Below are 22,631 nucleotides of genomic sequence, written 5' to 3'. Positions count from 1 at the left end.
GCTTCAGCTTGTCTCGCGCGGCGTGAGCTGCTGCGCATAGCGCCGCACGATGGTGGCGAAAGCCGAGACGGCCGGGGAGACCGACCGGCCTGTGGCGTGGATCAGCGAGACCTCGCGGGAAATATTGGGGGCGGTGAGCAGCTTGCCGACGACCTTGCGGTAGCGCGCTGCGGCAAGCGCATAGGTGGGCAGAACCGCGACGCCAAGGCCCGATTCGACCAAAGCGATGGCGGTGGTGACCTGGGTCACCTCATAGGCGGGTTTCAATGCTATCTCCGCCGCTTCGAAGCCGACTTCCACCAGAAGCCGGATGCCGCTGTCGCGCGTGAGGGTGATCAGCGGCTGGTCTTCCAGCTCACGCCAGGGGACGGAGATCGCGCCGTTGAACGGGCTGCGATGGTCGCAAAACAGCATCAGGCTGTCCCGCACCAGCGGCACGCGCTCTATGCCCTCTTCCGCCGGCGAGAAGGTGCCCAGGCCGCAATCGGCCTTGCCGCTGCGTACGCTGTCGATGATCTGTTCGGTGCCGACGTCGGCCAGCTGGACCGAGATGCCCGGGTATCGCTTCTGGAACTCCGCAATGGCCTGCGGCAGCACGACGGCCGCCAAAAGGGGCGGGGCGGCGATGCGCAACCGGCCACGCCGCCTCTCCGCCAGCTCGTGCACGCTTTCCACGGCGTGCTCCAGCTCTTCCAGCGCCTTGGCGGCAGAGTTGCGGAATTCGCGCCCGGCGTCGGTCAGTTCGACGCGGCGCGTGGTGCGGTCGAACAGGCGCACGGCGAGTTCCGCCTCGAGGTCCTTGATCGCCTGGGAGAGCGCGGGCTGGGCGATGTTGAGCCGCTTCGACGCGCGCGAGAAATTGCCGAGTTCGGCAACGGCGAGGAAGCTTTCGATCTGCTTGATGGTGATTTTCACGGGTGACTCATGACTTATCGTGTTTTCCTATCAATTAATACAATGAATGATGATTGTCATATAGATGGTGGGCGTGTTTCCTACATCTTGTGAGGGGCGCTGGTGCGGCCGCGGAGGAGTTCTTGGACGTAACGGGTGCGATAGGCGACACCGCCAACGGTTGGATGGGACGCAGTGTCCTCCGCCGCGAGGATCGTCGCCTCGTGACCGGCCGAGGCGCCTATGTCGACGACCATCTGCCGGAAGGCTGCCTGCATCTGGAATTCGTGCGCAGCCAAGTCGGCCACGGCAAAATTCTCAGCATCGATTGCGATTCTGCGCGCGAGGCTGAAGGCGTGGTCGCGGTGTTCACTGCCGCCGACCTCGATGGTCTCGGCGATTCGGCAGTCAACTTCCTTCTCGCAGACATTGCGCCGACGCCGCTGCGCATGCTTGCGGGCGATGTCGTCAGCGCTGCCGGCCAGCCCATAGCCGCCGTGGTTGCCACTTCGCTTGCTGCCGCGCGCGATGCCGCGGAGCTGGTCTATGTCGACATCGAGCCGCTGCCGCTTCTCGTTGGCGACGAGCGCAAGCAGGTACTGTCGCATGGCTTGCAATCGGGCGAGATCGAGGACGCCTTCGCTGCTGCCGCGCATGTCGTCAGCGTAGAGGTCGAGCACTCGTTGCTTGCGCCGATGGCGCTTGAGCCGCGGGCCGCACTTGCCAGCTTCGAAGGCGATTTCCTGACCGCGTGGTTCTCGACCCAGACGCCGAACCGGGCGCGCGATGACCTTGCGCGCATCCTCGGCCTGCCCTTGGCGCAGATCAGGGTTGTCGCGCCGGATGTCGGCGGAGCTTTTGGAGGCAAGGCTTCGATCTATCCGGAAGACGTCATGGTAGCCTGGGCGTCGAAGGAACTCGGGCGCCCGGTCAAGTGGTGTTCCACACGCGGTGACGAACTGCTCGCAGCCTCGCATGGGCGCGGCGGCACCACATATGGCGAGATGGCGTTGTCGGCCGACGGCAAGGTGCTCGGTTTGCGGGCGCGACTTTCGTTCCGGCAGGGGCACTGGATGCCGTTCAGTGCGGTCGTGCCGGCGCGCAATGCCGGACGGATCCTGCCTGGCCCCTACCGGGTCGGCGCTGTCGACATCGGCATCAAGGGATTTCTGTCGCATGGCGCGGCGGTCGGCATCTATCGCGGCGCCGGGCGGCCTGAAGCCACGATGCTGATGGAGCGGCTGATGGACGAGGCGGCGCGCAAGCTCGCCATCGATCCCATGGAAATCCGTCGTCTCAACCTGATCCCGGCAGATGCATTCCCCTACAAGACCCCAAACGGTGAAGTGCTGGATTCGGGCAATTATGGGCTGCTAATAGAGAAAGCGATCGCCTGCTCGGACTATGCGGAGCTGCGCGCCCGGCAGGCGCGTCGCCGCGAGGCCGGCGAGGTCGTCGGCATCGGCGTCGGGCTCTACATCGAGCCCTGTGGTCAGGGCTGGGAAAGCGCTGGCATTTCGCTTTGCCGGGATGGTTCTTTCGTTGCGACGACCGGGTCGAGCGCCCAGGGACAGGGCCGCGAGACGGCGTTCTCGCAGATCGTGGCCGATGCGCTGAGCATTTCGCCCGACCGCGTCGCGATCAAGCACGGCGACACTGCCGAGGTGCCGAGCGGCATCGGCGCCTTGGCCAGCCGCAGCACGGCCATCGGCGGCGGCGCCATGGTGCGCGCCTGCGATGCGCTGTGCGAACAGATTGTTCAGGCCGCCGCCGAGCCGCTGGAGTGCGATGCAGGCAGTCTGGTCTTCAGCGACGACGGCGTCACCGCAGGATATGGAGCGGGCGGGCTCGTGTCCTGGCGCGACCTGGCCGAACAACTGATCGGCACGGATGGCGATCCCAAGGATCAGGCGCTTTCGAGTTCCGTGGTGTTCCACGCCGATGGCGAAGCGTGGGCGAGCGGTTGCTGCCTGGCCGTCGTCGCCATCGACCGCGACACCGGTGTGCTCGCCATCGAGCAACTTTTGTGGGTCGATGATGCCGGCCGCATCCTGAACCCGCTTCTGGTTCGCGGACAGCTTGTCGGTGGCATGGCGCAGGGACTCGGCGAAGCGCTGATGGAGCGCATCGTCTATGACGAGGACGGCCAGCTGCTGACCGGTTCGCTGATGGACTATGCCGTGCCGCGCGCCATCGACATGCCGTCGGTCCGTATCGAGAAGATCGAGACGCCGTCGCCCACCAATCCGCTCGGCGTGAAAGGCGTGGGCGAGGCGGGCTGCATCGGCATTCCGGCGGCGGTGGTCAATGCCGTCAACGACGCGCTGGCGCCCTTCCGCGCCGGCAATCTTCAAATGCCTCTCACCAGTGAGAAAATCTGGCTCGCCCTGCAGGGCTCGGCGGGCACCGACAATCAGGTGGACGATTGATGAAATACACGAAGAAAGACGCCAAGGCCCATTCGCGGGCGACGATGAAAGGCATATGGGCCGCGGCGCTCACGCCCTTTACGCCTGATCATGCGATCGATGAAGATGGCGTTCGCCGCAACTTCGACCACTGGATCGAGGACCTCAAGATCGACGGCTTCTTCGTTGCCGGCAAGCAGGGCGAGTTCTTCTCGATGTCGGTCGAGGAGCGCAAGCGCAGCTTCGAACTGGCGGTTGAGGCTTGCGCCGGCCGCGCCCAGACGATCATGTCCTGTTCGGACCAGAACATGGATGTGGTGATCGACCTGGCTAAGCACGCCCAGAAGGTCGGCGCCGACTACATCGTCGTGCATGCGCCGATCCTGCACTTCTTCAAGCGGCAGGACGAAACGCTGCTGAACTACTATCGCACCATCGCCGAGAAGGTCGATATCGGCATTGCGCTCTGGAGCCATCCCGACAGCGGCTATCTGATGAGCCCCGAGCTCTGCAACCAGCTGGCCGATATCGAGAACGTCGTTGCCATCAAGTACAGCGTGCCGCGCCCGATGTATTCGGAGCTGACGCGTCTTGCCGGCGACCGCATCCTGGTCAGCACGGCGTCTGAGGAAGAGTGGCTGGACAATATCCTCGAGCTCAACTGGCAGCTCTATCTGTGCTCGTCGCCGCCCTACCTGATCCAGAGCAAGCACGACACCCGCATGCGCGAATACACCGATCTCGCCTTTGCCGGTAAGGCAGAGGAAGCTCGCCGCGTGCGCGACAGTCTCGATCCGGTGCGCGCCGCGCTCAAGGATACAAGGCCTGCGGAGAAGCCGCATTCCCACCAGAAATACTGGCAGGAGTTGCTCGGGCAGGTTGGCGGCGCGGTGCGTCCGCCGCTGCTAGAGCTTACCGAGGAGGAGAAGCGCGCCACGCGTGTCGCTTTCGAGAGCTGCGGCCTGAAGGTCGGCCGGAACTGACCCTAAAGGCGGCGTCAGCGCGGCGCCGCCCAATTTCACGGAGGAGAAACATGAGCAGACGCCTTTCCGCCTTCAGCTTCTCGAAATGGATCGACGAGCACGCCCACCTGCTGAAGCCGCCGGTCGGCAATCAGCAGATCTGGGAAGATGCGGACATGATGGTCACCGTGGTCGGTGGTCCGAACAAGCGCACCGACTATCACGACGATCCGGTCGAGGAGTTCTTCTACCAGCTCAAGGGCGACATGATGCTCAAGGTGGTGGACAACGGCAACTTCTACGACGTGCCGATCCGGGAGGGCGAGATCTTCCTGCTGCCGCCGCACGTTCGCCACTCGCCGCAGCGCCCGCAGGAAGGCTCCATCGGCCTCGTCGTCGAACCCAAGCGCCAGCCTGATCAGCTCGATGCCTTCGAATGGTACTGCTTCGAGTGCAACGAACTGGTGCATCGCATCGAGGTCTCCCTGAAGAGCATCGTGCGCGATCTACCGCCGCTCTATCAGGCCTTCTATGCCAACGATCAGGCGCGCACCTGCCCGAAATGCGGCACGATCCATCCAGGCAAGACCCCGCCCGAAGGCTGGGTGAAGCTCTAGGCTTCTCAGAACCGTTGAAAGTGCCCGCCGAAATTCGGCGGGCCGGCTTACCCAGGAATTCCAAGGCATGAAATTGAAGTCCTCTATGCTGGCCCTTGCGGCCGCCTCGCTGTTTGCCACGAGCGCGCTGGCGCAGGATCCAGTCAAGATCGGCATGATCACGACCCTGTCCGGCCCGGCCGGCTATCTCGGCCAGGATGTGCGCGACGGCTTTCAGCTCGCCATCGACATGGAAGGCGGCAAGCTCGGCGGCGTGCCGGTGAATGTGCTGGTGGAGGATGACGGGCTCAAGCCGGGCAACGGCCGCCAGATCGCGGAAAGATTCCTCAACGACGAAGGCGTAAAGCTATTCACCGGCATCGTCTTCTCCAACGTCGCGGGCGCGACTGTGCCGGAGATCGTGGATGCCGACGCCATCTTTGTCAGCCCCAATGCCGGGCCGTCCGAATTCGCCGGCAAGGGCTGCAACTCGAACTATTTTGTCCTGTCCTGGCTGACCGACACCATGCAGGGCAGCGCTGGAGAGAACGCCACCGACCTCGGCTACAAGAAGGCCTTCGTGCTGGCCCCGAACTACCAGGCCGGCAAGGACGCCATCGCCGGTTTCAAGCGCTACTTCAAGGGTGAGATTGCGGGCGAGATCTACACGCGTCTCGACCAGACCGACTTTGCCGCCGAGATGGCGCAGATCAAGGCTGCCAATCCCGACGTCGTGTTCCAGTTCGAGCCCGGCGGCCTCGGCATCGCCTTCCTGCGCCAGTACCAGCAGTCGGGTCTGCTCGGCGCCATTCCGATGGTGATTGCCGAGCCGTCGATGGACCATGCCATCCTCAAGGCCGTGGGTGATGCCGCCGAAGGCCTCAACGTTTCGGGCGCCTGGAACACCGACCTCGACAACGACACCAATCGCGAGTTCGTCGCCAAGTTCCAGGAGACCTACAAGCGCACGCCGACCATGTATGCGGCGCAGGGCTACGACACCGCGCTCGCCATCACCTCAGCGCTCAAGCAGACCGAAGGCAATGTCGAAGACGTCGATGCCTTCCGCGAGGCGATGCTGAAGACCGAGTTCAAGACCACGCGCGGCAGCTTCAGCTTCGGCAAGAACCAGCATCCGGTGCAGGACTGGTACGCCATGCAGGTCGTGCGTGACGATGCCGGCAACCTGACGCTCAAGACCCGCAAGAAGCTCCTGTCGGCACATGGCGATCCCTTCGCTGGCGAATGCAAGCTGTAAGGGCGGTAGCGCGATGAAGGTCGTCAGGCGGCACATCCCCGAGCTCGACGTCGAACTGGAGCGGCTTGAAGCCGGTCCGGTGACGGTCACCTGCATTCCCGACATGGCGAATGTCGCCTGGCCGGCCAAGGCCATCTTCCCTGGACTTTCACGCAGTGATCTCGAGAGCGCGGCTCAGCGCTCTCCGGCCGGCACAGTCGACCCCGAAGGCGAGACGGTACGGCTGAGCTTCAATTGCTACGTGATCCAGACCCCGGACTATGTCGCCCTCATCGACGGCGGCATCGGCAATGACAAGGAGCGGCCACACCGGCCGGCCTGGCATCGCCGTCAAACCAGGTTCCTAGACATTCTTGCGGCGATGGGCGTGTCGCCCGAGGATGTCGGGATCGTCATCAACACACATCTGCATGCCGATCATGTCGGCTGGAACACGAGGCGGGAAGGCGAAGTCTGGCGGCCAACCTTTCCGAATGCCCGCTACGTCGTGTCCGCGGACGAACTCGCTCACTGGACCGCTCTCCATAGGGCCGATCCGGAAGAGCAGACGCTGCATGGCGCCTTTGCGGATAGCGTGTTGCCTATCATCGAAAGCGTCGGGTTCGAAACGGTGGCCGCGGATGCGGACGTCGCTGCGGGCCTGCGCCTGCGGCCGGCTCCGGGTCACTCGCCCGGCATGGTGGTCGTCTCGCTCGCAACCGGGGAGGGGGATGTATTGTTCCTTGCTGATGCAGTCCATCACCAGCTTCAGCTCGGCGACGACAGCATCGTCTGCAAGTTCTGCGAAGATCCTGAGCAGGCGCGTGCGACGCGGCTAAGCCTGCTTGCCAATGCCGCTGCGGGAAATACAGTGCTGGCACCTTATCACTTCCCCGCTCCGGTCTTTGGTCGGCTCAAGGCGGAGGGGGCTTCTTACCGGTTCCATCCGCTCGATTTCGCGGAGGCCGGCGAGCCGGCAAACTAAAGATGCGCGCTCACAGGCGTCGCTAGAGGAGGAGTGACCTATGATTTTGAAGAAAGCATTGCTTGCCATCTCGATTTCGGCCTTCGCCGTGCTGCCGGCTCTCGCACAGGATCCGGTGAAGATCGGCATGATCACGACGCTGACCGGCCCGGCCGGCTATCTCGGCCAGGACGTGCGCGACGGCTTCAAGCTGGCCATGGAGGACGGCAGGCTGGGCGGCGTGCCGGTCGAGCTCGTTGTCGAGGATGACGGCCTCAAGCCCGGGCAGGGCAAGCAGATCGCCGAGCGTTTCCTCAACGAGGACAAGATCAAACTCTTCACGGGCATCGTGTTCTCCAATGTCGCCGGCGCGACCGTGCCGGACATCGTGGACAACGGCGCCTTCTATGTCAGCCCGAATGCCGGGCCGTCGAACCTCGCCGGCAAGGAGTGCAACGAGAACTACTTCGTCGTCTCCTGGCAGAACGACAGCCTGCATGAGAGTGCCGGCCAGCTCGCTACCAATCTCGGCTACAAGAAGGCCTTCGTGCTGGCCCCGAACTACCAGGCCGGCAAGGATGCGCTCGCCGGCTTCAAGCGCTACTTCAAGGGCGAGATCGCGGGCGAGATCTACACGCGTCTCGACCAGACCGATTTCGCAGCCGAACTGGCACAGGTGCGCGCTGCAAAGCCGGACGTGGTGTTCCAGTTCCATCCCGGCGGCCTCGGCATCACCTTCCTGCGCCAGTATGAGCAGGCCGGCCTGATGAAGGAAATCCCGATGGTCGTGGCCGAGCCGTCGATGGACGGCGTGACTCTTGCCGCCGTGGGCGATGCGGCGGTAGGCCTCAACCTGACCAGCCACTGGAATTCGGACTTCGACAACGCGGCGAACAAGAAGTTCATGGATGCCTGGAACAAGACCTACAATCGCCCGGTCACCTACTATGCCGCCCAGGCCTACGACACCGCGCTCGCCTATGCATCTGCCCTGAAGGCCACCGGCGGCAATCTCGACGACGCCGACGCTTTCCGCGAGGCGCTTCGCAAGGCCGATTTCGAATCCGTTCGCGGCAAGTTCGCCTTCGGCCCCAACCAGCATCCTGTGCAGGACTGGTACGCGCTCAAGGTCGAAAAGGGTCCGGAGGGCAAGCCGATCATCAAGACGGTCGGCGAGGTCTTTAAGGACCACGGCGACGCCTACTCGGCCGAATGCAAGATGTAAGCCGGCTCAGGCCAGTTGGGGGAGGCGGCATCATCGCCGCTTCCCTCTCATTCCCACTCTCTCGAAGTAATCCCGAATGACGCTCTTTCTCGAACAATTGCTGAACGGCGTGCAGTTCGGCGTCATGCTGTTCCTGCTCGCGGCGGGCCTGACGCTGATCTTCGGCATCATGGGCGTCATCAACCTGGCGCACGGCTCGATCTACATGATCGGCGCCTATGCCGGCACCTGGGTGGCGGCTGAAACCGGTTCGTTCTGGCTTGGCATACCCGCCGGCCTTGCCGCGGCCGCCTTTGCGGGCGTGGTGATCGAATTCCTCGTCGTGCGAAGGCTGTATGGCCGCGATCATCTGGACCAGGTGCTGGCGACCTTCGGCCTGATCCTGGTCTTCAACCAGGCGATCACCATGCTGTTCGGGCGCCAGCCGCTGTTCGTCTCCATGCCGGCACTGCTCGACGGCTCGGTCGAGTTGCTGCCCGGCCTGTTCTACCCGGTCTATCGCCTGGCAATCATCGTCGTCGGCCTGCTCGTCGCGCTTGGGCTCTACCTGCTCATCAACAAGACGCGTGTCGGCATGTTGGTGCGGGCGGGTTCCACCAATCGCGAGATGGTGCGGGCGCTCGGCGTCGACGTGCGGCTGCTCTATACGCTGGTCTTCGGTCTTGGTGCATTGTTGGCCGGCCTGGCGGGCTTCATGGCGGGACCGATCCTTGCCGTGCAGGTCGGCATGGGCGAGCAGATTCTGATTACTACCTTCGTGGTGGTGGTGATCGGCGGCGTCGGTTCGATCCGGGGCGCGTTCTTCGCCAGCCTCGTCCTCGGCATCGTGGATACCAGCTTGCGCGCCTATCTGCCCGGGCTCCTGCGCCAGATCATGGTGGGACCGGAGGCGGATGCGCTGGGCGCAGGCATCTCCTCCATGGGCGTCTACCTTCTGATGGCGATCGTCCTCCTGATCCGGCCGAAAGGCCTCTTCATCCGAAATTCCTGAATTGGGCGCTGCTTTGCCAATGGAAACTTCACTCAAGCGACCCGCACTGCTCGCAGGCCTGCTGATCGCGCTGATCGCACTGCCGGTTGTGGCGGATGCCGCCGGCTTTGCGGCGCTCACCTCGCTGGCGACGCGCGTGCTCATCTACGGCATCGCCGCGGCGAGCCTCAATTTCGTGCTCGGCTATGGCGGCATGGTCAGCTTCGGCCACGCTGCGTTCTTCGGCATCGGCGGCTATACGGTGGGCATTCTCTACCAGCATTATTCGCTCGGCGAGCCGCTGTTCGGCTTCATTCCCGGCACCAATCAGATGCTGATCACCCTGCCTGTCGCTATCGTACTGAGCGGCGTCATGGCGGCGATCATTGGCGCGCTGTCGCTGCGCACCGGCGGCGTGCAGTTCATCATGATCACGCTGGCCTTCGCCCAGATGCTGTTCTTCCTGTTCGTCTCGCTGAAGACCTATGGCGGCGACGACGGGCTCATCATCCGCCGCGCCAACGAGTTGCCCTGGCTCAACATGCGCGACAAGCACACGGTCTACTATGTCTGCCTGGCCATCGCCGTGCTGTTCTTTGCGCTCCTGTGGCGCATCGTCAATTCGCGCTTCGGCAACGTCATTGTCGGCCTGCGCCAGAGCGAAAAGCGCATGGCGGCGATCGGCCTGCCGGCCTATCGCTACAAATTGGTGGCCTTCATCATCTCCGGCATGGGCTGCGGCCTTGCCGGCGCGCTGATGGCCAACTTCCTGCGCTTTGCCAGCCCCGACATGATGCACTGGACCAAGTCCGGCGAGCTGATGATCATGGTCATCCTCGGAGGCGTCGGCACTTTGTTCGGCCCCTTGATCGGTGCCGCCGTGTTCATCGTGCTCGAATCCCTCCTCGCGTCCTGGACGGAGAACTGGCAGCTCGGGCTCGGCCTCATCCTGCTGTTCGTGGTGCTCTACACGCAAGGCGGCGTTCAGGCGCTGGGTGCACGGCTTGTCGGGAGGCGCGCATGATGCAGCCGATCCTCAACGTTCGCGGACTGGTCAAGCGTTTCGGCGGCCTGCTCGCCACCGACCATGTCGACCTCACCGTCATGCCCGGCGAGATCCACGCGCTGATCGGCCCCAACGGTGCCGGCAAGACCACGCTGATCTCGCAGCTGATGGGCGAGCTCAAGCCGAATGAGGGCACCATCGAACTCGCCGGCAAGCCGGTCGACGATCTCTCGACGGCCAAGCGCGTCTCGCTCGGGCTGGCGCGCACATTCCAGATCACCTGCCTGCTTCCCGATTACACGGTGCTCGACAACGTCGCCATCGCCATACAGGTGCTGCAGGGCCACAGTTTCCGCTTCTGGGGCAATGTGCGCGGCGAAGCCGCATTGCGGGAAGAGGCGCGCAAATATCTCCACACGGTGGGGATGGAGCGGCGCGCGGATGAATTGGTCGCCAACCTCTCGCATGGCGAGCAGAAGCAGCTCGAACTGGCCGTCGCGCTGGCGACCGAGCCCAAGCTCCTGCTGCTCGACGAGCCGATGGCGGGCCTCGGCCATGCCGAGAGCCAGCAAATGATCGGCATCCTGCGCAACCTGAAGAAACAGGTCAGCATGCTGCTGGTCGAGCACGACATGGATGCGGTCTTTGCGCTTGCTGACCGTATCTCAGTGCTGGTCTACGGCCGCATCATCGCCACCGGGTCGGTCGACCAGATCAGGGACAATCCGGAGGTCCGCACGGCCTATCTGGGCGAAGGAGAGGAAGTGTGCTGAGCGTCGCCAAGCTGCAATCGGCCTACGGGCCGAGCCAGGTTCTGTTCGATGTCGCGCTGGAGATCGGCGAAGGTGAGGTGGTGACGCTGCTCGGCCGCAACGGCATGGGCAAGACCACCACCGTCAAGTCGATCATGGGGCTGCTAAAGCCGCTGTCGGGCGAGATCCGTTTCACCGGCCGCGAGGTGTGTGGTGCGACGCCCGAAACCGTTGCGCGGCTCGGCGTCGGCCTTGTGCCGGAGGGACGCCAGACATTTGCGACACTGACGGTGCGCGAGAACCTGGTGGCCACAGCCTCCAACCGTCTCGGCCGCAAGGACCCGTGGACGCTGGAGCGGGTCTACAAGCTGTTTCCGCGCCTGCGCGAGCGCGCCAACCAGGCCGCCGGCACGCTTTCTGGGGGCGAGCAACAGATGCTGGTCGTCGGTCGCGCGCTGATGACCAATCCCAAATTGCTCATCCTCGACGAGGCGACCGAAGGCCTTGCCCCGGTCATCCGCGCGGAAATCTGGAGCTGCATCGAGGCGCTGAAGGCAGAGGGACAGTCGATCCTTCTGATCGACAAGAACCTTCATGTGCTGAAGCGCCTGGCCGATCGCCACTACATCCTCGAAAAGGGGCGCACCGTCTGGTCAGGAACCAGCAACGACCTCACGCAGAACGCCGAATTGGTGCAGCGCTATGTCGGCATTTGACAAGGCGGCATCGGCGCGGCCGTTGCGCATCTGCTTCGTCGGCTGGGGCGCAATTGCGCGGCGCGTCGGCGAAATCCTCGCCGACAGACAACTGTCCGGCGTCGAGATCGCGGCAGTCGCGGTGCGCGAGGCCGGGCGTGAGCGCGCAGATCTGCCTGCGACCACAACGCTGATCGCCGGCCCCGAAGAACTCGCCGGGCTCGACATCGACATGGTCATCGAAGCTGCGGGCCGGCCGGCCGTCGCCCTCTGGGGCGAGGCAGCACTTCGGCACGCCAGGAGTTTTGTCGTTTCGTCGACGAGCGCTTTCTGTGACGACGCGCTGCTCGACAACCTGCTTTCCACGGCGCGCGAGACCGGCAGTCGTATTGTCGTGCCTTCGGGCGCACTCGGCGATCTCGGCGCGCTTGCAGCCGCTTCGATGCTGCCGGTGGACGAGGTGGTGCACACCATCGTCAAGCCGCCGCGCGCCTGGCAGGGCACCGGGGCGGCAGAGGTCATCGATCTCGACGCGCTTGCAGAGCGCTCGGAATTCTTCGCCGGATCCGCGCGCGAGGCCGCAGATTGCTTCCCGCAGAACGCCAATGTCGCGGTGATCTCGGCGCTGTCGGGCATCGGCCTCGACCGCACCCGCGTCGTTCTGGTGGCCGATCCGGCCGCGACGCGCAACGGCCATCGCGTCCAGGCGTCCGGCGCCTTCGGCCGGCTGGACATGACGCTTGAGAACGAAGCGCTCAAGACCAATCCCAAATCATCCGAAATGACCGCCCTCAGCCTGGTGCGGCTCATCGAAAACAGCGTCGCGCCCCTCGTGCGCTAACCGGCACAAGATCGGGAGAACAATAATGGACATGTCGAACAGCCAGCGCATCGATGCGCCGCGCGCGGTCGTCTGGGCGGCGATCAATGATGCCGAGATGCTCAAGAAGTGCATTCCGGGCTGCGAGGAGATCGAAAAACTTTCCGACACCGAAATGGCGGCCAAGGTCGTGCTCAAGGTCGGCCCGGTGAAGGCGACCTTCAAGGGCAAGGTGACGTTCGCGAACGTGGTCGCGCCCGAGGCGCTGACATTGGTGGGCGAGGGCTCCGGTGGCATCGCCGGCCATGCCAAGGGCTCGGCTGACGTGAAGCTCGAAGAGGATGGCGAGGCGACGATCCTGACCTATCAGGTCAAGGCGCAGATCGGCGGCAAGATCGCCCAGCTCGGCTCGCGCCTGATCGATTCCACCGCGCAGAAGCTGGCCAAGGAATTCTTCAGCCGCTTCGAGACGGAACTTGCGGAGACCATTGGCGGGCTGACGCCTTCTCCGGATGAAATGCGCATGACCCAACTGACCCTTCACATCAACGGCCGCGAGGTCACCGACGAGGTCGAGACCCGCACGCTGCTAGTCGAGTTCCTGCGCAACCAGCAGCGACTTACGGGCACCCATGTCGGTTGCGACACCAGCCAGTGCGGCGCCTGCGTGGTCCATGTCGATGGCGTGGCGGTGAAATCCTGCGCCATGCTTGCCGTGCAGTGCGCGGGACGGCAGGTCACAACCATCGAAGGGCTCGCTGCCGGTGACGAAATGCACCCGATGCAGCAGGCCTTCCACGAGCATCACGCGCTGCAATGCGGCTTCTGCACGCCCGGCATGATCATGTCGGCGGTCGACATGGTGCGGCGCCACGACGGTGTGCTCGATGAGCACACGGTGCGCGAGGAGCTCGAGGGCAACATCTGCCGCTGCACGGGCTACGAAAACATTGTCACGGCCATTCTCCACGCCGCGGAGGCGATGGCTCGATGAACCGCTTCGAATATGCAATGCCCTCGACCGTGGCCGAGGCGGTCCAACTGCTTGGCAGCAACGAGGAAGCAAAACTGCTCGCCGGCGGGCAGACCCTGTTGCCGACGATGAAGCAGGGGCTAGCGGCCCCCGAGCTCCTGATCGACCTCAACGGCATCGCCGAAGTCGGGCAGCTCACAGTGTTGGACGATGAGATCCGCGTCGGCGCCATGTGTCGGCACGCGGCGGTCGCGGGGTCGGTCGCCATACGCGAGCAGGCGCCGGGGCTTGCCGAACTTGCCGGCATGATCGGCGACGCGCAGGTCCGCAACCGCGGCACGCTAGGTGGCTCGGTCGCCAATAACGATCCGGCGGCCGACTATCCGGCCGCACTGCTGGCACTCAATGCCACGGTGAGAACCGACCGCCGCGAGATCGGCTCTGACGACTTCTTCGCCGGGCTGTTCGAGACGGCGCTGGAACCCGGTGAGGTGATCCGCGAGGTGTCGTTCCCGTTTTGCCGGCAGTCGGCCTATGTGAAGTTCCGCAATCCGGCCTCGCGCTTTGCCATGGCAGGGGCTTTCGTTGCGCACCATGCCGATGGCGTCCGGGTCGCCATTACAGGCGCTGGCTCTGACGGCGTTTTTCGCTGGTTCGAGGCCGAGGAAGCGCTGAACGAGGATTTTGGCGAAGAGGCGCTCACAGGACTGGCGGTCGATCCATACCTGATGCTGAGCGACCTGCATGCGGGCGCCCAATACCGCGCCAATCTCGTTGCGGTCATGACGCGCCGCTCGGTGAAATTCGCCGCCGCGCGCAGTGAGCCGGAGTAGTCGTTCAGTCAGGGCGGGCCAGAATACCCGCGGCAGACGCCATCATTCTAATGCAGCCTCGTTGTATGTGACCGCGACGCCAGCTAGAGCTTGCTTATTCAAGGTGAGCTCATGCTTGGGGGAATAATGAAGATCATCCGAACCGGCCTGGTCGCTGTGGCAATCGCGGCCGGACTTACCGGCAGTGCGTTGGCCTATGTGGAGGGCGACGATTACACTGCCGTCAGCTCCACGGCTGAGAGCGTGACCGGCGACATACAGTTTGACGATTTCAGCATCACCTTCGCGAACGGCAGGACCCTCGAATTCGCCGAGCTCGTCGCCGACCATTTCATTGTCGGTGGCAACACGGTTCCGGCCTCGGTCTACAGCGTCAGAAAACCTGCCGATCCGGTTCTCAACAACGGCAATCGGCTCTGTGGCTCAGGGAATGTCTCCTATATCGCAGCCTGGAGTACCGGCGACGATCTGACCGCGCTTGCCGTCTTCACCGGCGACGAAGCGCCGGCCAGCGACGAGGAAATGTGCGCGTCCTATACCTACGAGAACCAGTAGGCGGTTTGGGGCTTGGCACCGGCTGCTCGTCTCCTAGCTTGACTTGAATCAAAGTCGTTTTGGCGTCGCCGGCTATGCTTGGCCGGAAACAAAGCAAGGAGACAACATGTCCAACACCCCTCACACGCTCGGCGAGGAATTTCCCGGCAAGCTGGAGGTCATCCATGCCCTGAAGGCCAAGGATAGCCATTTCGCCCGCGTCCTCGAAGAGTATGACGAGGTGAACGACCAGATCCACAGGGCGGAGACCAACATCGAGCCGATCGGCGAGACGGCCGAGACCGAGTTGCGCAAGCGTCGTCTGGTGCTGAAGGACGAGATCGCCAAGGCAATTGCCACGGCATAAGTCGCCTCGGAGAACGGTGTCCATCACAAGTTCTGTCGCGGTCGCAATCGGGCCGCGACGGAGCATCATTTCTTCGACTTTGTCTTCTTCAGGTAGGTCTCGTGGACCTCTTCCGCCATTGCGCGGAGCGAGCGGCCGATGGCGGCATATTCGTACTCGTCGAGATTGGCGAGCGATGCGCGGCCGGCCGGATGCAGCGTGCCGAAGCCGCTGCCAGGAAGAAGCACGATTCCCGTCTCGTTGGCGATGCGGAACAGAAGCTCGGTGGGCGCCACGTTCTTCTTCACCCAGGCCGCAAAATCGTCGCCATAGAGCCTGCGGGCGATGTCCTCCAGGTCGAGCAGCGTGTAGTAGTCCACCTCGTTCTTGCCCGATTGTGCGGGAAGACCCAGCTCGCGATAGAGCGCGGCTTCGCGCCGGCGAATGACCTTCTTGAGCTGGCGCTTGTAGTCGTCGTTCTCGTCCATCATCGCAAACAGCGCACACAGCACCATCTGCACCTGCTGCGGCGTTGAAAGGCCGGCAGTGTGGTTGAGGGCGACCGTTCGGCTGTCGGCGACCAGCCGGTCGATGAACTTGAGTTTTGCCACGTCCGGCACCAGGGAAGCGTAGCGTCCGGCAAGCTCGGTCCGGTCGGACTTGGGAAGCTCCTTCAACGCAGCGTCCACGACGTTGCGCTTGTGCATGGCGACGACGCCCAGGCGCCAGCCCGTAGCGCCGAAATACTTGGAGAAGGAGTAGACCAGTATCGTGTTGGCCGGGCAGGTGGCGAAGAGAGACCGAAAATCGTCGGCAAATGTGCCGTAGACGTCGTCGGTGAGGATCATCAGGTCCGGGCGCTTTTCCTTGACGATGCGGGTGATGCGCTCGAGGCTGCGATCGTCCATCTTCACTGAAGGCGGATTGCTCGGATTGATGCAGAAGAAGATCTTCACTGCCTTGTCGAGCAGCTTATCCAGTTCCTCATCCGGATATTGCCAGCCCTGGTGCGGGTCGGCGTTAATATGGACTTCCTTGAGGCGATAGTTGTTCAGCTCAGGTATCTCGATATAGGGCGTGAACGCCGGCATGCCGATCGCAACCGTGTCGCCTTCCTCCAAGAGCTTGTTCTGCTTGAGCGAGTCGAAGATGTAGGTCATCGCAGCCGTGCCGCCCTCGACCGCGAAGAGATTGAAGTCGCCCGGGCTCATGAAGCCGCCGACCATTTCCCGGACGAGATAGTGCTTCACGATCTCCTCGCTTATCCGCAGCATGCGGGGCGGAACCGGATAGTTGCAGCCGAGTATGCCCTCGACCATTTCGTGAAGATATTCGGATGCCGACAGGCCAAGCTGGTCGCGCACATAGGAGAGGGAGCGGCCCAAAAACGTCACGCCAGGCATGTCCTGATGCTCGGCGATGAAGCGCTGGAAGCGGCCTTCGATGCCCTCGATCTTGGGCAGGCCGCCGATGCCGTTTGCCATATAGGAATAGGACAGCTCGGACTCGGCGATGGCAAAGAGGCCAAGGCGGAAGAATGCGCGGCGCGGCAGCGTGGCCAAGAAATTGGGATTGCCGCGGCCGGCATTGAGCATCAGCCGGTTTGTCTTGCTCGAGGCCACGCCGATGAGCGCGTCCTTGAGTTCGAAGGGGCTGAGTTTCGCATATTTGCTGTAGTCGATGTGCGGCATGACCTTCTCCCTAGGCAAATGCAACGACCAGCGGCCCGAGCAGCGTCAGGAACACGTTGGCCAGGGCATAGGTGATGGCGAACGGGGTTGTGGGGATGGAGTTTCCGGCCTTGTCGAGGACTTCGCCGAAGGCTGGGTTCGCGCTGCGCGAGCCGGCCAGCGCACCGGCAAAGATCGCCGTGTTGTCGTATTTCAGCACGTAGCGGCCGAAGAGCATGGTGACAATCATCGGCAGGATGGTGACGACCACGCCGATCAGGAAAATGGTCAGCCCGCTCGATATGATGGTCTCCACCGCCTGCCGCCCGGACTGAAGCCCCACCACCGCGACGAAGCCTGCAAGGCCGAGATCGCGCAGCAATGTCGATGCGCCTATCGGCATGTTGCCGATGGCCATGTTTCGGCTGCGATACCAGCCAAACAGCAGGCCTGACAGAAGTGCGCCACCACCGCTGCCCAGCGTCAGCGGGATGGAGCCGATGCGCAGCACCACTAGGCCCATCAGCAGGCCGACGACGAGGCCGAGGCCATGGAAAACGAAGTCGGTCTTGTCGCTGGGAACGATGACGGGACCGATCGCCTTTGAGGCGCGCTGAAGGTCATGGTCGGTGCCGTAGAGCGTCACCACGTCGCCGGCTTCGATGGTGGTGCCAGGGTCGAGTGGCAGCGGCTTGTCGGCACGCTTGAGGCCGACCACATAGACGCCGTGGCGCAGTTCGGCATCGGCCGTCTGCCTGATTTCAGCGACGGTCTTGCCGACGAATTTCGGGCTGGTGATGGTCACGTCGCGGAGGGCAACGACAACATCCATGCCGTCGGAAGATTGCAATTCGGTGCCGATGATGCCAGCTGCGTCGACCACCCCGGCGCGCCGGCCGGCAAGCAGGATCACGTCGTTGGTCTGGAGGCGAAGATCGGGCTGCACGCCGATGATCTCGCCGCCTCGCTTGACGCGCTCGACGGTAATCGGTGAATCGACCGAGGCGCTTTGCTCGATCTCGGCGATGGTGCGACCGGCACCCTGCGCCACCCGGTAAATGCGCCCGACGAGTTCGGGTGCGGCGGCCTGTTCGCCAGGACCATAGACGCGGACGCCGGCAAGCAGTTGCGCCTGCGCCTTGATGGCATCGTCGCGGATGCTGCGGCCCATGAATTTCGGCAGCACGTTGACGCAGATGATGATCGCGCCGAAGGAGCCGAAGATGTAGGTCACCGCATAGCCGACCGCGACATTGCTCTGCAGGCGCTGGACCTCGTCAGCCGCAAGCCCGAGCTTGCTGATGGCCGAGCTGGCGGTGCCGATGATCGCAGACTGCGTAAGACCACCGGCCGCAATGCCCGCGGCGAGCCCTTTGTCGAGGCCGAACATGCGCGCCAGCACAACGACGGTGATCAGCCCGCTGAGCGCAAGCACGACCGCCATGGCGATCTCGCGCAACGAGTGCCGTCCTAGCGAGCGGAAGAACTGCGGGCCGCTTTCGAAGCCGACCGCATAGATAAACAGGGCGAAGAGGAGCGACTTCACCCCGTTGTCGATCGAGACGCCCACCTGGCTGATGATGACGGCGACCAGTAGCGAGCCCGCCACGCCGCCCAGCTGGAACTTTCCAAAGTGGATCTTGCCAATGGCGTAACCGCCGGCAAGTGACAGAAACAAAGCGATTTCGGGAGATTGTTGAAAAATCTGGTGAAGCCAGTTCATCCAATCCTCCGAAAACAACCTTTTCGGGAGGCAGATAGCGCGCAGAACGCGAATTCAAGGTCATCCGATGGACCGCTTCACCTCCTTCCGTATCGGTGAAGTTTCGGAAAAGTCATCTCCCGATCATCGAGGCCACATTTCGTCCCGAACTTTCCCGTTCAAAGAGCATCATGACCGCGCGAAGCGGCCTTCTCTAACCCCTTGGGATTATGTTCGGAGGCATCACTCTGCGTCATGATTTTGTGACAAGAATGCGAGCGACTACGCGCCGAAGGCTCCTATCCAACGGCGAGCGCTACGCATCGGATGCAAAACCGTTCGGAGTGGAACAATGAAAGAAACCGTGAAACTGGACCGGGCGCTTGGCCTTTGGTCCGTTGTGCTATTCGGCCTCGCCTACATGACGCCGATGATAGTCTTCGGCACGTTCGGCGCGTTGGCCACCGCCAGCCAGGGCACCACCGCCATGGCCTATCTGATCGCCTCGGGGGCGATCCTGCTCACCGCAATCAGCTATGGCGTGATGGCGCGCGTCTATCCGGTCGCCGGCTCGTCCTACACTTATGCACGCAAGTCGATCAGCCCTAGCGTCGGGTTTCTCGTCGGCTGGGCGGTGCTGCTCGATTATTTCTTCCTGCCGATGGTGATCTGGCTCATCGGCGCGGCCTATCTCACCTCCGCCTTCCCGGACATCCCGGCATGGGTCTGGATTGTGGCCTTCATCATTCTGACCTCGATGGTCAATGTCATCGGCATCGTGTTCGCCAACCGGGTGAACTTGATCCTCATGCTGGTGCAGTTCGCCATGCTCGCCGCCTTCGTGCTGCTTGCGGCCCGCTATGTCGTGGCTGCCAACGGAGCCGGTGGCCTTGCTTCGGTCGAGCCCTTCTTCAAGGCAGACATACCGTTCTCGGCTTCTGTCGCAGGCGCGGCCATTGCCGCCTACTCATTCCTCGGCTTTGACGCGGTCTCGACGCTGACCGAGGAAACCCGCGACGCACGGCGCACCATGCCCAAGGCGATCCTGATGACGGCGCTGGCCGGCGGCTTCATCTTCGTGCTGGCGGGCTATGTTACGCAACTTGCCCATCCCGGCTTCGAGTTCGCTTCGGTGGATGCGGCCGCGACGGAAATCGCCAAGGCTGTGGGCGGCGATCTCTTCGTTACCCTGTTCCTGGCGACGCTTGTTGTGGCGCAGTTCACCTCCGGTCTTGCCGCGCAGGCCAGCGTCGGCCGGCTGCTTTATGCCATGGGCCGCGACAACGTCTTGCCTTCCTCATTGTTTGGCCGTCTGCATCCGACGTTGCACACCCCGATCTTCAATCTCGTGCTCGTCGGCATCGTCGGCATGCTTGCACTGACGATGGATGTCACCACCTCGACCTCTTTCATCAACTTCGGCGCCTTCCTTGCCTTCACGGCCGTCAATGTCTCCGTGATCGTCCTCTACCTCAAGGGCGAGCAGCAGGTCCGTCCGCTCGGCGTCCTCATCGGCCTAATAATCCCGGCGGTGGCTGCGGTCTGCGACGTGCTTCTGCTGCTCAACCTGGACAGCCACGCCAAGGTGCTCGGCCTGGTCTGGCTCGTGCTCGGTGTCGTCTATCTGGGCTACCTGACGCAGTTCTTCCGTGTCGCTCCGCCGGAGATGGACTTCGCCGAGTAATGCAGGCGAACGGACGCGACCCTCAAGCCAGGAACAGCCGGAAGAGCTCGGCCTGGCTTGAGATGTTCAGCTTCGAGTAGATTTGCCGGCGATGCACCTTGACTGTGTTGGGCGAGAGCGACAGCAGCGCGGCAAGCGAGAGGTTGGAATGTCCCTTGAGGATCAGCGTGACGATCTCGAGTTCCCGGCGCGTCAGCAGCGGGTGCTCGATACGCTTCGACGGCCTCGGGGCGGCAGCGAGGGCAAGGCTGGGAAGTTGAAACCAGTGCCGCTCTCCAAGGGCGCACACGACGGGGGCGGCCGCGCGCAGGCGCTGCAGTTCCTCGTCGGCGAACAGCTCCGCTCCGCCGGTCCGAGACAGCGACAGCACTGCGCAAAAATCGTCTTCGAGCTTCATCACGAAGCCGATCTCGTCGACGATCTGCGTGGTGACATAGTGGAGCCGGTAGTACTCGGTCTGCCGAAAATCGTCCGGCGCGAGTTCCCGCATGACGATCATGCGCTGGCTGCCGTCGCCTCGGACGGCGTCATAGAACGGATCGAGCACGAAGGTGCCGCCAAGATAACGGTCGACGATGATGGAACGTTCGACAACGATCTTCTCGTTGTAGAGATCGAAGGCATGGCCGTCGGGCGAATAGACGAAGCCGTTCATCATCTGGAATGGCGCAAGCAGGCCGAGTGCGGAGGCAAGCGCGTCCGGAAAGCCGCGCGAGCCGATCCGGCCGGCCACGGTGCCGAGTGCGGCGTTCCATGCTTCGAAACTCGGGGGCCTGGTTTGCGATCTGGGCGTCATGTGGCGAGCGGACTGTTTTTCCTGCGGTTCGCACACATTCAGCAGGCGCGGCTGCGCAGCGCAAGTCCATATCCGATGTTAGCTGGCTTCACGGCCCGCAGCGCAGCCTTCTTGAGGGAGACGACGCATTGACCCATCCGCTTGATCTGCCGACTGCCGAGATCGCTGCCGGCATCCGGTCAGGCGCCTTTAGCGCCGAAACCGTTGTGGCAGAATCGATCAGTCGCGCCAAAGCTATAAGGCCTGCTCTCAACCCGTTCGTACTTATCCGCGAGGAAAAGGCGCTGGAGGCCGCCCGGGCCGTCGACCGCGCGATTGCGCGCGGCGAGGCGAGGGGGGCACTGCTTGGAGTTCCGTTCGCCGCAAAGGATCTGACGCCGACCGAGGGCGATCTGACAACGCTTGGTTCCTGGACCCGGCAGGACTGGGTGCCGACGGACAGCGCTCTCTGCATCCGCCGCCTCCAGCAGGCAGGCGCCATCCTGGTCGCCAAAACCACGACTCCGGAATTCGCCTATTCCAGTATGACGACAAGCCCGCGCTGGGGCACAACCCGCAATCCCTGGAACCGGGAGCGTACTTCAGGTGGCTCTTCCGGCGGCTCGGCCGTCGCTGTGGCGACGGGCGTCGTGCCCTTCGCGGAAGGAACGGACATGGGCGGATCGGTGCGGATCCCGGCGTCCTTCTGCGGCGTCGTCGGTCTGAAGCCGAGCCTCGGTCGAATCCCGATGACCATCCTGCCCAGTGTCTTCGACAATATCTCGCATTTCGGCTCGCTGGCATGTCGGGTCGGCGACGCCGTTGCCTTCATGGCCACGGCCGCAGGTCCCAGCGATGAGGACATTTCCTCCTTGCCCATCGGCTTCAATCCTGAAGACGCCGCGGCAAGGGACCTGAGGGGGCGACGCTTCGCTCTGTCGATCGACCTCGGCTATTACGCCGTGCAGCCGCAAGTCGAGACCGTCATTCGCCAGGCCGCCGAAACCCTCCGCAGGGCCGGCGGGGTGGTGGAGGAGGTGTCGCTGCCATGGACGCGGGCCGTCAACGACGAATGGTTCGATCTCTGGTGCGTGTTCATGTCCGCCTTCTTCGGCCAGGAGGTCGAACGCTACCGCGACCGGATGGACCCGGCAGTGGTCGCCATGATCGAGCGCGGCGGGAGCATGGGGGCAACGGCCTATAAGCAGGTGGAGCTTCTGCGCACGGCAATGTGGCGCGACCTTGCAGCCCTGTTCGAGCGCTACGAGGCGCTTCTGTGCCCGACTTGTGCGGTGACCGCGCCGCTGGTGACAGAGACGGATGACGACTATGTCGCGACGTTGCGGGATGGCCGCTACAAGGGGTTGGACGTGACTTGCCCCTTCAACATGGTGCCGCAGCTTCCGGCCCTGTCGCTGCCGGTTGGGGTGGCCGAAGATGGCTTGCCCGTCGGTTTACAAATCGTCGGGCGCCGCTTTGCCGACGAGCAGGTGCTCTCCATCGCCGCCGCCATTGAAGCCTTGATGCCGCCTGCACGGCTCCCGCGTTCGCTTGAGCCGAGCCCGGCCGCCAGCAATTGGTAGCC

21 protein-coding genes and 1 pseudogene are annotated in these 22,631 nt (G+C 63.4%); 18 read left to right on the top strand and 4 right to left on the bottom strand.

The window, feature by feature from the left end; genetic code table 11:
- Positions 1-3: 3 nt before the first annotated feature.
- On the bottom strand, positions 4-915 hold the full coding sequence (locus tag M2281_RS01830; protein WP_280819385.1) for a LysR family transcriptional regulator: 912 nt from the start codon (positions 913-915) through the stop codon (positions 4-6).
- A gap of 122 nt (positions 916-1,037) precedes the next feature.
- Between M2281_RS01830 and M2281_RS01825 the strand changes: the two genes are divergently transcribed.
- From M2281_RS01825 to M2281_RS01750, 16 genes and pseudogenes are all read left to right on the top strand, one after another.
- Positions 1,038-3,323, top strand: coding sequence for a xanthine dehydrogenase family protein molybdopterin-binding subunit (locus M2281_RS01825; RefSeq protein WP_280819384.1), 2,286 nt, complete (start codon positions 1,038-1,040; stop codon positions 3,321-3,323).
- On the top strand, positions 3,323-4,285 hold the full coding sequence (locus tag M2281_RS01820; RefSeq protein WP_280819383.1) for a dihydrodipicolinate synthase family protein: 963 nt from the start codon (positions 3,323-3,325) through the stop codon (positions 4,283-4,285). The genes M2281_RS01825 and M2281_RS01820 overlap by 1 nt, the downstream gene beginning before the upstream one ends.
- 50 nt (positions 4,286-4,335) lie before the next feature.
- Positions 4,336-4,881 (top strand): 3-hydroxyanthranilate 3,4-dioxygenase, encoded by a 546-nt coding sequence (locus tag M2281_RS01815; RefSeq protein ID WP_280819382.1) that lies wholly within the window; start codon positions 4,336-4,338, stop codon positions 4,879-4,881.
- Between the two features lie 67 nt (positions 4,882-4,948).
- Positions 4,949-6,118, top strand: a complete 1,170-nt coding sequence (locus tag M2281_RS01810; protein WP_280819381.1) for an ABC transporter substrate-binding protein — start codon at positions 4,949-4,951, stop codon at positions 6,116-6,118.
- A 13-nt stretch (positions 6,119-6,131) separates the two neighbouring features.
- The gene (locus tag M2281_RS01805) at positions 6,132-7,082 is read left to right on the top strand and encodes an MBL fold metallo-hydrolase (protein ID WP_280819380.1); all 951 of its coding nucleotides are present in this window, start codon (positions 6,132-6,134) and stop codon (positions 7,080-7,082) included.
- A 40-nt stretch (positions 7,083-7,122) separates the two neighbouring features.
- Positions 7,123-8,286 carry an ABC transporter substrate-binding protein gene (locus M2281_RS01800; RefSeq protein ID WP_280819379.1) on the top strand — a complete coding sequence of 388 codons (1,164 nt, stop codon included), beginning with the start codon at positions 7,123-7,125 and terminating at the stop codon, positions 8,284-8,286.
- Positions 8,287-8,362: 76 nt separating this feature from the next.
- On the top strand, positions 8,363-9,277 hold the full coding sequence (locus M2281_RS01795; protein ID WP_280819378.1) for a branched-chain amino acid ABC transporter permease: 915 nt from the start codon (positions 8,363-8,365) through the stop codon (positions 9,275-9,277).
- A gap of 19 nt (positions 9,278-9,296) precedes the next feature.
- A complete protein-coding gene (locus M2281_RS01790) occupies positions 9,297-10,280 on the top strand; it encodes a branched-chain amino acid ABC transporter permease (RefSeq protein ID WP_280819377.1) in 984 nt (327 codons plus the stop codon).
- On the top strand, positions 10,277-11,035 hold the full coding sequence (locus M2281_RS01785; RefSeq protein ID WP_280819376.1) for an ABC transporter ATP-binding protein: 759 nt from the start codon (positions 10,277-10,279) through the stop codon (positions 11,033-11,035). The genes M2281_RS01790 and M2281_RS01785 overlap by 4 nt, the downstream gene beginning before the upstream one ends.
- On the top strand, positions 11,029-11,730 hold the full coding sequence (locus M2281_RS01780) for an ABC transporter ATP-binding protein (protein ID WP_280819375.1): 702 nt from the start codon (positions 11,029-11,031) through the stop codon (positions 11,728-11,730). The genes M2281_RS01785 and M2281_RS01780 overlap by 7 nt, the downstream gene beginning before the upstream one ends.
- Entirely contained in the window at positions 11,717-12,550 is an 834-nt protein-coding gene (locus tag M2281_RS01775; RefSeq protein WP_280819374.1) for an aspartate dehydrogenase, read from the top strand. Before M2281_RS01780 ends, M2281_RS01775 begins: the two co-directional genes overlap by 14 nt.
- Positions 12,551-12,575: 25 nt before the next feature.
- Positions 12,576-12,995 (top strand): annotated as a pseudogene (locus tag M2281_RS01770) (SRPBCC family protein); the annotation flags it as partial.
- 57 nt (positions 12,996-13,052) lie between these two features.
- Complete coding sequence (locus M2281_RS01765) at positions 13,053-13,523, top strand: (2Fe-2S)-binding protein (RefSeq protein ID WP_280821079.1); 471 nt, start codon at positions 13,053-13,055, stop codon at positions 13,521-13,523.
- Positions 13,520-14,335 (top strand): FAD binding domain-containing protein, encoded by an 816-nt coding sequence (locus M2281_RS01760; protein WP_280819373.1) that lies wholly within the window; start codon positions 13,520-13,522, stop codon positions 14,333-14,335. Before M2281_RS01765 ends, M2281_RS01760 begins: the two co-directional genes overlap by 4 nt.
- Positions 14,336-14,461: 126 nt before the next feature.
- Positions 14,462-14,890: a hypothetical protein gene (locus M2281_RS01755; RefSeq protein ID WP_280819372.1), complete on the top strand. Its 429-nt coding sequence runs from the start codon at positions 14,462-14,464 to the stop codon at positions 14,888-14,890.
- Positions 14,891-14,996: 106 nt separating this feature from the next.
- Positions 14,997-15,236: a YdcH family protein gene (locus M2281_RS01750; RefSeq protein WP_280819371.1), complete on the top strand. Its 240-nt coding sequence runs from the start codon at positions 14,997-14,999 to the stop codon at positions 15,234-15,236.
- 65 nt (positions 15,237-15,301) lie between these two features.
- Here the strand turns inward: M2281_RS01750 and M2281_RS01745 are convergent, their stop codons facing one another.
- Both M2281_RS01745 and aspT read right to left on the bottom strand, forming a co-directional pair.
- Entirely contained in the window at positions 15,302-16,906 is a 1,605-nt protein-coding gene (locus tag M2281_RS01745) for a bifunctional aspartate transaminase/aspartate 4-decarboxylase (protein ID WP_280819370.1), read from the bottom strand.
- A gap of 10 nt (positions 16,907-16,916) precedes the next feature.
- Positions 16,917-18,608 (bottom strand): aspartate-alanine antiporter, encoded by a 1,692-nt coding sequence (aspT, locus tag M2281_RS01740; protein WP_280819369.1) that lies wholly within the window; start codon positions 18,606-18,608, stop codon positions 16,917-16,919.
- 331 nt (positions 18,609-18,939) lie between these two features.
- Here aspT and M2281_RS01735 point away from each other — a divergent pair, with 331 nt between their 5' ends.
- Positions 18,940-20,271 carry an APC family permease gene (locus M2281_RS01735; protein ID WP_280819368.1) on the top strand — a complete coding sequence of 444 codons (1,332 nt, stop codon included), beginning with the start codon at positions 18,940-18,942 and terminating at the stop codon, positions 20,269-20,271.
- A gap of 22 nt (positions 20,272-20,293) precedes the next feature.
- Here M2281_RS01735 and M2281_RS01730 read toward each other — a convergent pair whose 3' ends face one another.
- Positions 20,294-21,067, bottom strand: coding sequence for a helix-turn-helix transcriptional regulator (locus M2281_RS01730; protein WP_280819367.1), 774 nt, complete (start codon positions 21,065-21,067; stop codon positions 20,294-20,296).
- Positions 21,068-21,195: 128 nt separating this feature from the next.
- On the opposite strand from M2281_RS01730, the gene M2281_RS01725 reads away from it, so the two are divergent.
- Positions 21,196-22,629: an amidase gene (locus M2281_RS01725; protein ID WP_280819366.1), complete on the top strand. Its 1,434-nt coding sequence runs from the start codon at positions 21,196-21,198 to the stop codon at positions 22,627-22,629.
- Positions 22,630-22,631 lie beyond the last annotated feature (2 nt).

Source organism: Pseudaminobacter soli (ex Li et al. 2025) (assembly GCF_029892515.1).
Classification (GTDB): domain Bacteria; phylum Pseudomonadota; class Alphaproteobacteria; order Rhizobiales; family Rhizobiaceae; genus Pseudaminobacter; species Pseudaminobacter soli_A.
Note: the sequence above shows the minus strand (reverse complement) of the source record. Positions and strands in the feature narration are given on the sequence as shown.